Raw genomic sequence first — 15,260 nt, forward strand, 5'->3', positions numbered from 1 at the left:
CTCAGATCACCTTTCCGAGGAACGACTTGGTGCGCTCGTGCCGGGGACGCGTCAGCACCTCGTCCGGCGGACCGGACTCGACGACCACCCCGCCGTCCATGAAGACCACCTGGTCGGCGACCTCCCGGGCGAAGCCGATCTCGTGGGTCACCACCACCATCGTCATGCCGGACGCTGCCAGGTCCCGCATCACGGTCAGCACCTCGCCGACCAGTTCGGGGTCGAGCGCCGAGGTGGGCTCGTCGAAGAGCATCAGTTTGGGCTCCATCGCCAGCGAGCGGGCGATGGCGACGCGTTGCTGCTGACCGCCGGAGAGCTGGGACGGGTAGGAGTCGGCCTTGTCGGCCAGGCCGACCCGCTCCAGCAGTTCCCGGGCGCGGGCGACGGCGGCCTGCTTGCTCTGCTTCCGCACCCGGCACGGCGCCTCGATGACGTTCTCCAGCGCGGTCATGTGCGGGAACAGATGGAAGCGCTGGAAGACCATGCCGATGTGGGCGCGCCGGGAGGCGACCTCACGCGGCCGCAGTTCGTGCAGCACGTCCCCGTCCCGGCGGTAGCCGACCAGTTCGCCGTCGACGGACAGCAGGCCGCCGTCGAGGCGCTCCAGGTGGTTGACGCAGCGCAGAAAGGTGCTCTTGCCCGAACCGCTCGGCCCCAGGAGGCACAGGACCTCGCCGCGCCCTACGGTCAGGTCGATGCCGCGGAGGATCTCACTGTCCCCGAAGCTCTTGCGGACGCCCTCCGCGACCAGCATGGGAGTGCTCATGCCTGCTCACCTCCGGTGGTGCGGGCGGCGCGGGGCCCGAAGCCGCCGCGCGATGCCGTGGTGCCGCGGCCGAAGCGCCGCTCGAGATAGCGCTGCCCGAAGGTGAGCGCCGTGGTCAGCGCGAGATACCAGATGCAGGCGACCACGAGCAGCGGGATGACCTTGAAGTTCATCGAGTAGATGCTCTGGAGGTTGGTCATCAGGTCGTTGCCCGCGATGATCGAGACCAGGGCGGTCATCTTGAGCATGGTGATGACCTCGTTGCCCATCGGCGGGACGATCACCCGCATCGCCTGGGGCAGCACGATCCGGCGCATGGTCTGTGCCGGGGTCAGGCCGAGCGCGTACGCGGCCTCCCGCTGCCCGGCGTCCACGGCGGCGATGCCGCCACGGACGATCTCCGCGGCGTAGGCGACCGCGTTGAGGCCGAGCGCGAGCACCGCCGCGACGGTGGCGGTGACGAGCGTGTTGGTCTCCACGCTGTAGAAGACCACGTCGGTGAAGGGGATGCCGATGGTCAGGCGCTGGTAGAAGGCGCCGAGGAAGCCCCAGAAGATCAGCTGGACGACCAGCGGCACGCCACGGAACAGCCAGATGTAGCCGTCGGCGATCGTACGGAGCAGAAAGCTGTCCGACAGCTTCATGATCGCCAGTACGGTGCCGCCGACGACGGCGATCACCATGCAGACGACGGTCAGATAGAGGGTGACGCCGAGGCCGGAGAGCGTGCGCTCATGGAACAGATACTGGCCGACGGTGTGCCACTCCAGGTTGGGGTTCTTGGCGACCGACCAGACGACACCGGCCAGGCACAGCAGCGCCAGCACGCCGCAGACGGTCCGGACGGGGTGCCGTAGCGGCTTGATCACGGGCGCCGGGCCCGGCACTCGGGAGGACGCGGGGTCGTCGGTCCTCAACTCGGGGACGGTGCTCACCGCTGTCTCCTCTTGCTCGCTCCGTTGATCGCGTAGTCGTTCAGGCCGTAGTCGGCCATGCCGTAGTGCCCCAGGATCCGGCGGTACGAGCCGTCGGCCTTCAGCCGTCGCAGGGCGGCCTGGACGGCCTCGGCCAGTCCCGCGCGCTTCTTGGAGACGCCGATTCCGAGGATGTCCCGCTTGGCTCCGAAGTCGAATTGCTTCTCGATCTCCAGCGGCCCGTCCGCGCCCTGCCGTTCGACGGTGTATCCGCTCAGTGCGGAATTGCTGATGACCGCGTCCACCTTGCCGCTGCTCAGCGCGAGCAGCGATTGCGAGAAGACGGGATACGTCTGGAGTTCGATCCCCGGCTTTCCCGCCGCCGCGCACGCACGCGTGTCCTTGGCGATGTCATCGACGGTGGTGGTGCCGGTCTGGCCACCGACCTTGTGCCCGCACAGGCTCATCGTGTCCCGGAATCCCATGGGCTTCTTCTTGTTCACCACCAGGGCGGGGACCAGGACGCCGTAGTCGACGAAGTCGATGACCTTCTGGCGGTCCGGGGTATCCACCATCCCGGCCATGACCAGGTCGTACTTGCCCGCCTGGACGCCGGGGACCAGCCCGTCGAACGGCTGCTGCCGGAATTCGAATTCGACTCCGAGCACCTTGCCGACGGCCTTGCCGAGATCGATGTCCAGCCCGACGAATTCCTGGTCGCTCTCGGAGCGGAAACTCTCGAACGGAGGGTAGGGCGCGTTCGTACCGACGACGACCCGCCCGGAATTCCGGATCGGCTCGGGAAGCAGCGCGTGCAGCCGGGCGTCTTCCGAGATGCCCGACAGATCGGCCGAAGCGGGCGCCTGGCCGGTGACGCCACCGGAACACCCGGAAGCGAGCAATGCCACGGCAAGGCACCCGGCGGCCGCGGCAGGTAGGGGAAAACGGGGTCGATGTCGTCTTCGCATGGGGCCTCAAGTATGTGAGCGGGTATGACCGGCTACTCGAACCCCTGTGTGCGGGCAGGTGAATCATTGGCCGTGTCAGCATCCTGAAGGGTCCGCGATCCGCAGTCGTTGGCCGTCCGGCCTAGAGCGGGCCCGGGCATTAGCCGATCCTCCAATGCGCGACCGTCACGGGCCGGGGTAACCCTGGGGCCAGCACCCGCGCGGAAGGAGTTCTCACCATGGCAGCCCTCGACCTGACGTCCGACGTCGTGTCCCTCACCCGGCAGCTCGTGGACACACCCTCGGAAAGCGGCCACGAGGCGGCGCTGGCCGACGCGGTCGAGGCGGCCCTGGCCCGGCTTCCCCACCTGGACGTCAGCCGCGTCGGCCACTCCGTGGTCGCCCGCACCCACGCCGGCCGCCCCACCCGCGTCGTCCTCGCCGGGCACCTGGACACCGTCCCGGCCGCGGACAACCTCCCGTCGCGCATCGAGGACGGGCGGCTGCTGGGCCTGGGCGCCTGCGACATGAAGGGCGGCGTCGCGGTGGCGCTGCGCACGGCCGCGGCGCTCCCCTCGCCCGCGCACGACGTGACCTATGTCTTCTATGAGTGCGAGGAGGTCTCCAGTGACCGCAACGGGCTCACCCGCATCGCCGCACACCGGCCCGACCTGCTCGCCGCTGACCTCGCCGTCCTCCTGGAGCCCTCCGACGCGGGGGTGGAGGCGGGCTGCCAGGGCACGCTGACGGCCGAGGTCGTGGCGACCGGCAGACGCGCTCACACCGCCCGCGCGTGGCTGGGCCGCAACGCCGCGCACCGTGCCGCCGCGATCCTCCAGCGGCTGGAGGACCATATCGGCGCCGAGGTGGAGGTCGACGGGCTGACCTACCGCGAGGGGCTCAGCGCGGTAGGCGTGCGGGCCGGGGTCGCCGACAACGTGGTGCCGGACAGCTGCGTGGTGACCGTCAACTACCGATTCGCGCCGCACCGCTCCCCCCAGGAGGCCGTCGCCTACGTAACCGGGCTGTTCCCCGAGTTCGAGGTGCGGGTGACCGACCTCGCCCCGGCCGCCCCGCCCGGACTGCGGCAGCCCGCCGTCGTCGCGCTGGTCGCCGCCCTGGGGTGCGAGCCCCGCCCGAAGCTCGGCTGGACGGACGTGGCGCGCTTCGCCGAACTCGGCATCCCCGCGCTGAACTACGGCCCCGGCGACCCCGGCCTGGCGCACACCCCGGGCGAGTACGTCCCCCTGGACCAGCTGACCCGCTGCGAGGAGCGGCTGCGCGCCTGGCTCACGGCATGACGGGGCTCATGGGCTTCTGACCGATCACGGCGCGGTCCGGGCCAGGGTGCGCAGATGCAGCCACAGCACGAGCCGCTCGTCGGGATCCTCCACGTCGATGCCGAGCTGCGCCTGTGCCTGCCGCAGCCGGTAGCGGCAGGTGTTGGGGTGGACGGCGAGCAGCCGGGCCGCCCGGGCCATGTCGCATCCGGCGTCCAGATAGGCCAGATAGGTCCGGGCGTACTCGGTGCCGTGCTCGGCGTCGTACGCGAGCACCCGGCGCCACGGCCCCTCGGCCAGCTGCGGCCGGTCCGCCAGCAGCTCGCCGAGGCGCAGCAGGGTCACCTTGGACCGGAGCTCGGCCACCGTGGCGGCGACCGGTCCGTCCGGCCGGCCGCCGCCGGTGAGGATGCGCAGCACCAGGTCGGCGTCGACGCGTGAGGCGGTGGCTTCCGCCAGTCCGCGCACCACGCCGCCGAGCCCGGCGACCACCGGCACCCGCAGGGCGTGGCCGGCCTGCCGGGCGATGTCGGCGGCGAGGCCGCGCTGACGTGCCTCGCTCCGCTCGTCGGGGACGGGCAGCAGCGCGTAGACGATGCCGCCGACCAGGACGCAGGCATGCTGTCCGTACCGGGCCTCGCACTGGAGCCTGACCAGTTCGACCAGCCGCAGCGCGGCCTGCTCCCCCGACGGCACGGAGAGGTCCCCGGCGAGTGCGAAGGCGACCACCCGGACCGGGTCGTCCTCCCGCAGCCCGAGCTGGGGCGCCACCAGCGCGGCGCTCGCCCCGCCGTCGAGCACCCGGCGCAGCAGGTCGCCGTGTTGACGCCGGACCAGCTCCTCGGCCGCCCGGGCCTGGAGCAGGTGCAGCGCCGCCATGGACGCGCCCTGGGCGAGCACCTCCTCGGCGTCCTTCGCGAGCGTGCCGGTGTCCACGACCCAGATCGAGCCGAGGGTCTCGCCGCCCGCCCGGACGGCCACCGCGAGCCGCGGCAGTCCGTCGCCGACCGCCGGCAGCCGGCAGATTCCCGGGCCGCGGTAGAGCATCCGGTACTGGGCGCTGTTCTCCGGGCCGTCCGGCACCTGGAGGCCGAGGATGCCCTGCCGCCGGTCCTCGTCCACGGGCTGGTCCGGCAGGGTGGAGTAGGCGAAGATGCGCTGCCGCGGGTCCTCGATGGCCGTCGCCCCGCCGATGGCGGCGGCCAGGGCGTTGGCCAGCGAGAAGAGATCGCCGAGCGCGGCCCCGCCCGCGGTGCCGGCGACGGTGCGCGGGGCGTTGAGCGTCGACGCGATCAGCAGGTGCAGATGGTGCCAGGACACATCCTCGTCCACGGCCAGCAGGGCGACGCCATGGGCTTCGGCCGCGTCGGCGAGGGCGGCGGCGGTCCCGCCGTGCTCCTTGACGACCAGCGCGGTGAGCCCGGCCGCGCCCGCGGCCCGGACCAGCTCGTGCGCCTCGGGCTCGGCGGGCCGGACGCCGACCGCGAGCAGCAGGCCGTCCGGCGTGCGCGGCAGGGGTGTGTGGACGTCGTGCACGAGTGCCTCGGTCACGGGGGCGGAGAGGCCGGCCGGGGCGGTGAGCAGCCGCAGCACGGACTGGCCGAGCACGTCGAGGAGCTGGGCGAGGCTACAGGCCCGGATCTCGCGGGTGCCGCTCTGGCTTGTGCGCTGGTCCACGTCGTTATCGGCTCCCGTCCCGTGGCTGAGACCGGCCGGCTTGTCCGCCGGGCGTCCGCTGGGCGGCGGTCCGCCGCTCACCGCACCACACCGGACCACCGGCGCGCTTTGGCCGATCGTACAACGATCGCCGGGGCCTCTTGCCTGTGCGTCCAGTCCCCTGGGGCGCGCGGCGCCCGAAAATCGGACCGGTGAAGCGTGAAACCAGATTCCAGCCCTCACCGGAGACCGTCACGGCGACGACAGCGACCGCCCCGGTCCCGGCCGGCCCGGCCGCCCCGCCGGGCGGTGTCACCATCCGGCCCGTCGAGGACGTCGCCGGAATCGCGGCCGTCGCCGACTTCTTCGCCGACGTATGGCGCACCCCCCGCACCAACCCGCCGTACCCCGCCGAGTTGCTGAGCAGCCTGTGCCACGCGGGCGGCGAAGTGCTCGGCGCGTACAACGGCCCGCAACTGGTCGGGGCGACCGCCGCCGTGTTCTCGCCGCCCGGGACGGGGGCCGTCTACTCGCTGGTCGCCGCCGCACGCCACTCCGACCGGGGGGTGGGCTTCGCGCTCAAGCAGGCCCAGCGGGGCTGGGCGCTGCGGCACGGGGCGAGGGCCATGGTGTGGACCTTCGATCCGCTGGTCGGTCGCAACGCCCGGTTCAACCTGGTCAAGCTGGGCGCGGTCGGCGTCGAGTACCTGATCGACTTCTACGGGCCGATGCGCGACGGGCTCAACGACGGCGACGAGAGCGACCGGCTGACCGCCCGCTGGGATCTGCTCGACGGCGGCGCGCACGGCACCGGGAGCCGGGACGGAGAGGCGACCGCTTCACGGCAGGCCGCGCCCGTGACCCGCATGGCCCCCGACGGCGGCCCGCTGGCCGTCCGCGACGGCGACCGGATCTGGTGCCGGGTGCCGGCCGATGTGGTCGCGTTGCGCGCCACCGACGCCACGGCGGCGCTGCGCTGGCGGCACGCTGTCCGCGAGGTGTTCACCGAGGCGTTCGCCGAGGGCTTCGTGGCCACCGCCATGACCCGCGACGGCTGGTACCTGCTCACCCCGGAGGCGACCGCGTGAAGATCGAGCACATCGAGCTGCTGCATGTCCAGATTCCCCTGGTGACGCCGTTCCGGACCTCCTTCGGGACGATGACCAGCAAGGACACCTTCCTGCTGCATGTCACGACGGACGGCGCCGAGGGCTGGTCGGAGTTCGCGGCCGACCCCGAGCCGCTGTACTGCTCGGAGTTCGTCGCCGGGGCGGAGATCGTGCTCGCCGAGCATCTGGTGCCCCGGGTCACCGCGCTGCCCGAGGTCTCCAGCGCCGCCCTGGCCCCGGCGATGGCCGGGGTCAAGGGGCATCTGCTCGCCAAGGCCACCCTGGAGACCGCCCTGCTCGACGCCGAGTTGCGCACCCACGGGATGCCGATCGCCACCCTGCTCGGCTCGGTCCGGGACCGGGTGCCCGCAGGGGTGTCGGTCGGCATCAGCGGATCGGTGCCACGGCTCCTCGACGAGGTCGGGGCGTACCTCGCCGAGGGCTATCTGCGGATCAAGCTGAAGATCGAGCCGGGCTGGGACATCGAGCCCGTCCGGGCGGTCCGTGAGCACTTCGGCGACGACCTGCCGCTCCAGGTCGACGCCAACACCGCGTACACCCTCGCCGACGCCGAACACCTGCGGATGCTGGACGAGTTCGGCCTGCTCCTCATCGAACAGCCGCTCGACGAGGACGACATGTACGGGCACGCCCGGCTCGCGGAGCGGCTGCGGACGCCCGTATGCCTGGACGAGTCGATCACCTCGGCCCGGGCCGCCGCCACCGCGATCGCCCTCGGCGCCTGCCGGGTGATCAACGTCAAGCCGGCCCGTGTCGGCGGCTATCTGGAGGCCCGGCGCATCCACGACGTCGCCATGGCACACGGCGTCCCGGTGTGGTGCGGCGGGATGCTGGAGACCGGGGTCGGGCGGGCGCCGAACCTGGCGCTGGCCGCGTTGCCCGGCTTCACGCTGCCGGGCGACACCTCGGCGTCGAGCCGCTACTTCGCCGAGGACATCACCGAGCCGTTCACTCTGGTGGACGGGCACATGCGGGTGCCCACCGCGCCCGGCATCGGCACCGATCCACTGCCGGAGGTGCTGCGCCGCTTCACCGCCTCCCGCCGCACCCTGTACCGCCGTCCGTAGCGGGCGCGTTGTGAGCCACCGCCCGCGCGCCCCGGGCCCTACGGGCCCTCGGGCGGCGGCTCAGGCACCCTCGTCACGCCGGGTCGGCGCGATCTCCGCGGCGGTGGAGCCGTGCGGCCCCGGGGTCGTGCGCAGCGCCGCCTCCTTGGAGTACGAACGCAGATAGCCGACCACCGTGTTGGCGACCGCCACCAGCGGTACGGCCACCACCGCGCCGCCGATCCCGCCGATCAGCGAGCCGGCCGCGACCGAGAGCACCACGGCCAGCGGGTGCACCCGCACCGCCCGACCCAGGATGAAGGGCTGGAGGATATGGCCCTCGATCTGCTGCACGGCCAGCACCACCACGAGCACCATCGCCGCCGTCCACACGCCCTCCGTCACCAGCGCGACCACGACCGCCAGCGCGCCGGAGACCACGGCGCCCACGAGCGGGATGAAGGCGAAGAGGAAGATGAAGACGGCGAGCGGGACGGCCATCGGGACATCGAGGAAGAAGATGCCGACGCCGATGGCGATGGCATCGATCAGCGCCACTATCACCGTGCCGCGCACATAGGCGGTGAGCGTGGTCCAGGCGCGCGGGCCCGCGCCCGCCACACCGTCACGGGCCGGGGCCGGGACGAGCTTGAGGAACCAGGACCAGATCTTCGGCCCGTCGTACAGCAGGAACAGCGTGCTGAACATCGCCAGCAGGATGCCGGTCATCACCTCCACGATGACCGTGACGCCCTCCAGACCGGCCGAGGTGATCTCGTCGGTGTTGGCGCCGATCGCGTCGCGCAGGTTGTTGGCGATCTGGTTGATCTGCTTCTCGGTCACATGGAAGGGGCTGTTGAGCAGCCAGCGCCGCAGATCGTCGATACCCGCCTGGACCTTGCTGGACAGGTCGTCGACGTTCTCCATGACCTGCCAGACCACGAACCAGATGACCAGGCCCATGATCACAAAGCCGGAGATAAAGGTGATGGCCGTGGCCAGGCCACGGGGGACGCCCCGGTTCCGCAGCCGGGTGACGGTCGGCTCCAGCATCGCGGTGATCAGCAGGGCGACGGTGAAGGAGAGCACCACCAGCTCGACGGCGCTGATGACGGTCATCAGCACATAGACGGTCCCGGCGAGGACCAGCAGCCGCCAGCCGACCTCGGCGGCGACCCGGACGCCCCAGGGGACGGCGGCGACGGGGTCGGGCTTGGCGGAGATGGCGGGGGCGTAGGCGGGCGGGGCGGGCACGCTGGCCGGCTCCTGCCGGACCGGGAGCTCGCTCTCACGGCCGGAATCCTCGCGACCGGAATCCTCACGGCCGGAATCCTCGCGACCGGGGCCTTCCGGGGCGGGGCCCTCCAGGACCGAACCCTCCAGGGCTGGGCGCTCCGGGGCAGGACGCTCCGCGGCGGTGCGCTCCGGGGCAGGGCTCTCGGCGCCCTCGGCGACTGCGCGGCCCTCGCCGCGATCCCTGCCGTCGTCGGTGTATGTGTCGCCCCGGTCGGCGGGATCGGCGGGATCGGCGGCTTTGGCCTGGTGCTCCAGCCGCTCGGCCAGCCGTGTCAGACCGGCGCCCATTCTGCCGACCCAGTGTGGCAATGCGGACATTTCGCTTCCCCTACCCCCAGTTCCCCCGCGGTCTCCGGGAAGACGTTACAGGCTCAGGACGCGGGAAACCCCCGACCGGTTGCGGTCGGGGGTTTCCCGAAGCTGAACACCTGGGGCGACCGATCGGGCCGGGAGGTATCAGTAGTAGTTGTTGGCCTGCCAGAACGACCAGGCGCCGCAGGGGCTGCCGTAGCGGTCGTTCATGTAGCCCAGACCCCACTTGATCTGGGTGGCCGGGTTGGTCCGCCAGTCGGCGCCCGCCGAGGCCATCTTGGTGCCCGGCAGCGCCTGCACCAGACCGTACGCGCCCGAGGAGGGGTTCTCGGCCCGGTAGTTCCAGGTGCTCTCGTGGTTCACGATGTTGCTGAAGCACTGGAACTGGTCCGCGGGGACCATCTGCCGCGCAATGGCCTGGACCTGCGCGACGGTGTACGAAGCCTGCTGGGTGAAGCTGCTCGCGTCGCGCGCGGCCGAACGGCTCGCCTCGAGCTTCTTCTTGGCGGCCTCCTCGCGCTCCTTGGCGAGCTTGACCTCGGCGGCTTCCTTCTCCGCCTGAACCTTCTTGGCCTTGGCGTCCTTGGCGGCCTGCTTGCGAGCGGCCTCCTCCGCGGACTTCTTCGCCTCCGCGTCCGCCGCGGTGGACTGGACGTCCGCCTGCTGCGACAGGGATGCGGTCTGCGCCACGGCCTGCTGGCCGGCGGGTATGTCCGCGAGGAGCGTCGAGTCGGCGGCGGCCGCCTCCATCGGGTCGGAAGAGCCCTGCTCTCCGCCCGCGGCGACACCGACGACAGCGCCCACAGTGGTGACCGCGGTGGCGGAGGCCACTGCGAATCCCCGGACCGAAATCCGGCTCACACGGTTTCCTTCCAGCATCGCCCGCTTAGGTGACCTCGCGGACGCAATCGTGCCCCTGGCGCTGGCTTCCCCTTGTTCCGTCCCCCTGTTACTCATGGGCACGGCTGGTCACGGGAGGCACGGGCCCGGTGGACCCTCCCTCGGGAGGGCCGCAAGGTGCTCGGGCGGCATACGGCGACGCTGTTTAGTTCTGGTACTGCCGTGGTTCCGTACCGCTGGGGGTACTGGTGTGCCGTATGCGGGGCCTGACAGGACCCACACACTGCCGGAAGCGGACGCCCGGAGGCAATTCCCCGTTGAGTGTGAAAGCTCACACCCCGTTTACACCCTAGGATTTTCGGAAATCCGAGCGCACCAAGACGCCGCGCGACTAAGCTCTTTGGGCTCAGCCGCGCGGCGCCTGGGTCACGCGGGGTCACTTACCCCCCTCAACTGCCTCAGATATGGCCGTCTTCGAGCATTTCGGTCACCAGGGCCGCGATCGGCGACCGCTCGGAGCGGGTGAGGGTGACATGGGCGAACAGCGGGTGTCCCTTGAGCTTCTCGACCACCGCGACCACGCCGTCATAACGCCCGACGCGCAGATTGTCCCGCTGTGCCACGTCATGGGTGAGTACCACCCGGGAGTTGGCGCCGATACGGGACAGAACGGTCAGCAGGACGTTCCGTTCGAGCGACTGCGCCTCGTCCACGATCACAAAGGCGTCATGGAGCGAGCGGCCCCGGATGTGGGTGAGCGGCAGCACCTCCAGCATCCCGCGGCCCACGACCTCCTCGATCACATCCGAGGTGGTCACCGCCGACAGCGTGTCGAACACCGCCTGGGCCCACGGGCTCATCTTCTCCGCCTCGGTGCCCGGCAGATAGCCCAACTCCTGCCCGCCCACCGCGTACAGCGGCCGGAAGATCATCACCTTCCGGTGCTGTTGGCGCTCCAGCACCGCCTCGAGACCGGCGCACAGCGCCAGCGCCGACTTGCCCGTGCCGGCCCGGCCGCCCATCGAGACGATCCCGATGTCCGGGTCGAGCAGCAGATCCAGCGCGATGCGCTGCTCCGCGCTCCGCCCGTGGATCCCGAACGCCTCGCGGTCGCCGCGCACCAGTCGCACCTGGCCGTCCGGCGTGACCCGGCCCAGCGCCTTGCCGCGCTCCGACTGGAGCACAAGACCGGTGTGCACCGGCAGCTCCGCCGCCTCGGGGACATGCGCGGTCTCGGCCGCGAAGAGGTCGTCCACCTGCTCGGCGGTGACGCTCAGCTCGGCCATCCCGGTCCAGCCGGAGTCGGTTATCGCCAACTCGGCGCGGTACTCCTCCGCGAGCAGCCCCACCGAGGAGGCCTTGATACGGAGCGGGAGATCCTTCGAGACGACCGTGACGTCGTACCCCTCGGCCTGGAGGTTCCTGGCGACCGCGAGTATCCGCGAGTCGTTGTCGCCCACCCGGCCGCCATGGGTCAGGAAGGCGGCGGGCAGGATGCCCGGGTCGGAGTGGTTGAGCTCGACGCGCAGAGTGCCGCCCAGATCGCCGATCGGGATCGGGGCGTCCAGACGGCCGAACCGGATCCGGTAATCGTCCAGCAGGCGCAGCGCCTGCCGGGCGAAGTAACCCAGTTCCGGGTGGTGCCTCTTGGACTCCAGCTCGGTGACCACGACGACCGGCAGCACGACCTCGTGCTCGTCGAAGCGGGCCATGGCGTTCGGGTCGGCGAGCAGGACGCTGGTGTCGAGAACATAGGTGCGCCGGTCTTGCTCGCGGCGTTTTTTGCTGGTCACCACGGGTGGACGAACCCCCTCGGGAGAGGTTGGGGTGCGACGGCGTCGCGGGAACGGGTCCCCCGGCCGCAGGCGGGGGGACGGACCGGGCTCAGACCCCACGCGAAGGGCCGAGCGCCGGCCCTCCGCGTCATACGCACGATCCGCACAGTCGTCCGTGTGCAAAGGGCCTCCCGGGCGAACGGGCCAATGCCGTCCGCTGGCAGTTCGACACCCCTAGGACAGTTGGGGCAGGGCGTCGACCTGGAAGGGATATTCCCTCGAACGTGCGCAGCCATGCAATGGCATATGACTGCGTGCGCATGAACGTTGTGAAACCCGCCCGTTGCGGGGCGAGGTGAGGTCGTAACGGAAACCGTACGGATGGATGAGGCGCCCGGCCCCGACTGCCGTACCGGGTACGGGACTAGCCGCCGTACCGCCGGTGCCGCGCGGCGTAGTCACGCAGCGCGCGGAGGAAGTCGACCTTGCGGAAGGCCGGCCAGAAGACCTCGCAGAAGTAGTACTCCGAATGGGCGCTCTGCCAGAGCATGAACCCCGACAGCCGCTGCTCGCCGCTGGTGCGGATGACGAGGTCCGGATCGGGCTGGCCGCGCGTGTACAGGTGCTCGGAGATCAGGTCGATGTCCACGATCTCCGCGAGCTCGTCGAAGGTGGTGCCCTTGCTCGCGTGGTCGTGCAGCAGCGAACGCACCGCGTCGGCAATCTCCTGCCGGCCGCCGTAGCCGACGGCGACATTGACGAGTATCCCGTCGATGTGCTCGGTGTCCCGCTCGGCCTCCTTGAGGACCGTCTGGGTGTGGGCGGGCAGCAGATCGCGGTTTCCGACGTGGTGCACCCGCCAGCGGCCGTCGGAGGCCAGATCGCGCACCGCGCCCTCGATGATGCTCAGCAGCGGGACCAGCTGCTCCTCGGGGCGGTCCAGATTGTCGGTGGACAGCAGCCAGAGCGTGACGACCTCGACGTCCGTCTCACTGCACCAGCCGAGCAGCTCCTGGATCTTGCTCGCGCCCGCCTTGTGCCCCTGCTCGATCGTCCCCCCGGCGGCGCGGGCCCAGCGGCGGTTGCCGTCGAGGATGACACCGATGTGCTTGGGCACCTGGGCGTGGTCGAGGCGGCCTTCCACCCGGCGTGCGTAGAGCCCGTACACCAGGTCGCGCAACTTCACGTCTTCCAGCCCCTCAGTGCCTTGCATGACTTGCGATTGGCGGTCCGCCCAGGGCCGACACCCTACTGCGGGCGGGGGGCGCTGGCGAACCGGGTGCGCCCCCGCGAGCGCCTGCCCACCCCCCAATACATCACGCTCCGTAGTGTTGCGATGAGCGCTCCGTCCCAGATCATGGCCGGTACGCCCCGGAATCGCCCGAGAAAGAAGCGGGCCGGTCCGTGGGGGGGATACGGACCGGCCCGAGGGGGGGCTTCCACCATAACGCTTTGTGAGGGATAGTCCAGGCATCGGCGAGGGTGACAATGAATGTCGCCGGGAAAGCCGCCGGGAATGCGCCGCCGCCGTCAGGCCGCGAGCCCCCCGAGCACCAGCCCCGCACAGGCCCCGAGGATCATGAAGGGGCCGAACGCCATCCCGGTTCCGCGGGTCGCCCGGCGCGTCGCGAGCAGCGCGACGGCGTAGCACGAGCCCAGCAGCAGCCCCGCGCACGCGCCCAGGACCAGCACCGCCCAGCCGTACCAGCCGAGCGCGACCCCCAGCCCCAGGGCCAGCTTCACATCGCCGAACCCCATCCCGCTCGGGCTGATCAGGAAGAGCAGCAGATACGCGCCGCTCAGCGCCGCCCCGCCCAGCAGCGCCCGCCGCCAGGACCCGGCGCTGTGCGGCAGCAGCGTCGCCACGCCGAGCAGCGCGGCCGCCCCGGCGGCCAGCGGCAGCGTCAGCACGTCCGGCAGCCGGTGCACCGCCAGGTCCACCCCCGCCAGCAGCACCATCGGCGGCGTGAGCAGCAGCCACACCGCCAGCTCGGGGCGCGCGCCGACGGCCGCCGCCAGCACCCCGCACACCAGCGCGGTGAGGGCCGCGGCCCAGGGCCTGCCCGTGCCGTAGTCCCGCTCGCCGTCCGGACAGCCCGGGCAGCGGGCGAGCCCCAGCCAGCCCCGGGCCGCCCCGGTGAGCGCGTGCCCGCGCGGGCACACCGCCCGCCACGGCTCCTCGGGCTCGACGGCCAGCCGGTACCGGGCACGGGGCACGAGCAGCCCGGCCGCCGCGCCGTAGGCGGCGGCCAGGACGACCAGGACGACCGGGGGCACAGGCACGGGCCGAGCCTACGAAAGCGCGGCCGGGTGCGACACTCGCTCCGGACATCGGCTACCAGGGATGGGCGGGGATGGGTCACTGGCGGGACGGCACGGGGACGCTGTACGTACTCGACCCGGAGCCCGGCGCCGGGCCGGACGGGGAGAGCCGCGCCGCCGGCATCCCCCTGGAGATCGCGGCCTCCTACCGGGCCCGCACCCGCGGGCTGCTCGGCCGGGACGGGGTGGCCGGCGCGCTGCTGCTCACCCCCGCGAGCAGCGTCCACACCCTCGGGATGCGCTTCGCCATCGACGTCGCCTACGTCGACCGCCGGCTGACCGTCCTGGCCGTGCGCACCATGCGCCCCGGCCGGTTCGGGCTGCCCCGCCCCCGCGCGCGCCATGTGCTGGAGGCCGAGACCGGCGCGATGGAACGCTGGGGGCTGCGGGCCGGGACCCGGGTCGCCATCGGGCGCCCGGACGCATAGCCGGGGCAGGACCCGAGCTGTACGCTGAGGCCTCGGTGTCATGGTTGGACACCCTCGGTCGCGGATCGAGGTCCTTGAGGTAGAGGTACAGGGGTAGGGGTTGCACGGTGACGACCACGGGCAAAATTCTGCGGTTTGACGAGTTTCGCGGCTATGGCTTCATCGCCCCCGACGACGGCGGCGAAGACGTCTTCATGCACGCGAACGACCTGCTGGACGAGAAGCACCTGTTCCAGCCGGGCAGCAAGGTGGAGTTCGTGCCGGAGTACGGGGACAAGGGCCCCAAGGCGGCCGAAGTACGGGTCGTGCAGCGGGCCGCCGTCCGGATCCACACGCCGGGCCCGGCGGCGGACTCGGGCGACGACACCATGTGCGATGTGCTGTCGGTCGCCGAGTTCCGGCAGGAGCTGACCGAGGCGCTGGTCGAGGTGGGCGGCACGCTGACCGCCGACCAGATCAAGCAGGTGCGCAGACGCGTGATCGAGCTGGCCCAGGCGCACAACTGGATCGAGTCCTGAACCCAGCACCACACCGGACCGCCGCGCGGG

Annotated in this window: 14 protein-coding genes; 5 read left to right on the top strand and 9 right to left on the bottom strand. The window is 71.5% G+C overall.

Features of this window, described 5'->3' with window-relative positions; all coding sequences use genetic code 11:
• Position 1: 1 nt before the first annotated feature.
• The 3 genes from ABTY62_RS04585 to ABTY62_RS04595 are packed head-to-tail and all read right to left on the bottom strand — an operon-like array spanning position 2 to position 2,588.
• A complete protein-coding gene (locus ABTY62_RS04585; RefSeq protein ID WP_352127897.1) occupies positions 2–766 on the bottom strand; it encodes an amino acid ABC transporter ATP-binding protein in 765 nt (254 codons plus the stop codon).
• Positions 763–1,701, bottom strand: a complete 939-nt coding sequence (locus tag ABTY62_RS04590) for an amino acid ABC transporter permease (RefSeq protein WP_352127898.1) — start codon at positions 1,699–1,701, stop codon at positions 763–765. Before ABTY62_RS04590 ends, ABTY62_RS04585 begins: the two co-directional genes overlap by 4 nt.
• Positions 1,698–2,588: an ABC transporter substrate-binding protein gene (locus tag ABTY62_RS04595; protein ID WP_352127899.1), complete on the bottom strand. Its 891-nt coding sequence runs from the start codon at positions 2,586–2,588 to the stop codon at positions 1,698–1,700. The genes ABTY62_RS04590 and ABTY62_RS04595 overlap by 4 nt, the downstream gene beginning before the upstream one ends.
• Positions 2,589–2,866: 278 nt before the next feature.
• Between ABTY62_RS04595 and dapE the strand changes: the two genes are divergently transcribed.
• A complete protein-coding gene (gene dapE / locus ABTY62_RS04600) occupies positions 2,867–3,928 on the top strand; it encodes a succinyl-diaminopimelate desuccinylase (protein ID WP_352127900.1) in 1,062 nt (353 codons plus the stop codon).
• Positions 3,929–3,952: 24 nt separating this feature from the next.
• Here dapE and ABTY62_RS04605 read toward each other — a convergent pair whose 3' ends face one another.
• Positions 3,953–5,584 (bottom strand): PucR family transcriptional regulator, encoded by a 1,632-nt coding sequence (locus ABTY62_RS04605; protein WP_352127901.1) that lies wholly within the window; start codon positions 5,582–5,584, stop codon positions 3,953–3,955.
• A gap of 191 nt (positions 5,585–5,775) precedes the next feature.
• Here ABTY62_RS04605 and ABTY62_RS04610 point away from each other — a divergent pair, with 191 nt between their 5' ends.
• Together ABTY62_RS04610 and menC are read left to right on the top strand one after the other, a co-directional pair.
• A complete protein-coding gene (locus ABTY62_RS04610) occupies positions 5,776–6,651 on the top strand; it encodes a GNAT family N-acetyltransferase (RefSeq protein WP_352127902.1) in 876 nt (291 codons plus the stop codon).
• Complete coding sequence (menC, locus tag ABTY62_RS04615; protein ID WP_352127903.1) at positions 6,648–7,760, top strand: o-succinylbenzoate synthase; 1,113 nt, start codon at positions 6,648–6,650, stop codon at positions 7,758–7,760. Before ABTY62_RS04610 ends, menC begins: the two co-directional genes overlap by 4 nt.
• A gap of 60 nt (positions 7,761–7,820) precedes the next feature.
• Here menC and ABTY62_RS04620 read toward each other — a convergent pair whose 3' ends face one another.
• The 5 genes from ABTY62_RS04620 to ABTY62_RS04640 form a co-directional block, all read right to left on the bottom strand.
• Entirely contained in the window at positions 7,821–9,353 is a 1,533-nt protein-coding gene (locus ABTY62_RS04620) for an AI-2E family transporter (RefSeq protein WP_352127904.1), read from the bottom strand.
• Between the two features lie 138 nt (positions 9,354–9,491).
• Positions 9,492–10,208 carry an aggregation-promoting factor C-terminal-like domain-containing protein gene (locus tag ABTY62_RS04625; RefSeq protein WP_502997400.1) on the bottom strand — a complete coding sequence of 239 codons (717 nt, stop codon included), beginning with the start codon at positions 10,206–10,208 and terminating at the stop codon, positions 9,492–9,494.
• Between the two features lie 437 nt (positions 10,209–10,645).
• Positions 10,646–11,983: an RNA 5'-3' helicase PhoH2 gene (phoH2, locus tag ABTY62_RS04630; RefSeq protein ID WP_352127906.1), complete on the bottom strand. Its 1,338-nt coding sequence runs from the start codon at positions 11,981–11,983 to the stop codon at positions 10,646–10,648.
• Between the two features lie 403 nt (positions 11,984–12,386).
• Positions 12,387–13,148 (bottom strand): isoprenyl transferase, encoded by a 762-nt coding sequence (locus ABTY62_RS04635; RefSeq protein ID WP_311727677.1) that lies wholly within the window; start codon positions 13,146–13,148, stop codon positions 12,387–12,389.
• Positions 13,149–13,492: 344 nt separating this feature from the next.
• Positions 13,493–14,245 (bottom strand): prepilin peptidase, encoded by a 753-nt coding sequence (locus ABTY62_RS04640; protein WP_502997401.1) that lies wholly within the window; start codon positions 14,243–14,245, stop codon positions 13,493–13,495.
• A gap of 71 nt (positions 14,246–14,316) precedes the next feature.
• Between ABTY62_RS04640 and ABTY62_RS04645 the strand changes: the two genes are divergently transcribed.
• Both ABTY62_RS04645 and ABTY62_RS04650 read left to right on the top strand, forming a co-directional pair.
• Positions 14,317–14,712: a DUF192 domain-containing protein gene (locus tag ABTY62_RS04645; RefSeq protein ID WP_352127907.1), complete on the top strand. Its 396-nt coding sequence runs from the start codon at positions 14,317–14,319 to the stop codon at positions 14,710–14,712.
• A gap of 107 nt (positions 14,713–14,819) precedes the next feature.
• Positions 14,820–15,230, top strand: a complete 411-nt coding sequence (locus ABTY62_RS04650) for a cold-shock protein (protein ID WP_352127908.1) — start codon at positions 14,820–14,822, stop codon at positions 15,228–15,230.
• Positions 15,231–15,260: the final 30 nt, after the last annotated feature.

It is taken from the genome of Streptomyces sp. NPDC097640, assembly GCF_040302705.1.
GTDB lineage: Bacteria > Actinomycetota > Actinomycetes > Streptomycetales > Streptomycetaceae > Streptomyces.

Excerpts from the sequence above, each read along its gene's own strand:
- ABTY62_RS04585 (WP_352127897.1), bottom strand. The coding sequence starts at position 766 with ATGAGCACTCCCATGCTGGTCGCGGAGGGCGTCCGCAAGAGCTTCGGG.
- ABTY62_RS04645 (WP_352127907.1), top strand. The coding sequence starts at position 14,317 with ATGGGTCACTGGCGGGACGGCACGGGGACGCTGTACGTACTCGACCCG.
- ABTY62_RS04620 (WP_352127904.1), bottom strand. The coding sequence starts at position 9,353 with ATGTCCGCATTGCCACACTGGGTCGGCAGAATGGGCGCCGGTCTGACA.
- dapE (WP_352127900.1), top strand. The coding sequence starts at position 2,867 with ATGGCAGCCCTCGACCTGACGTCCGACGTCGTGTCCCTCACCCGGCAG.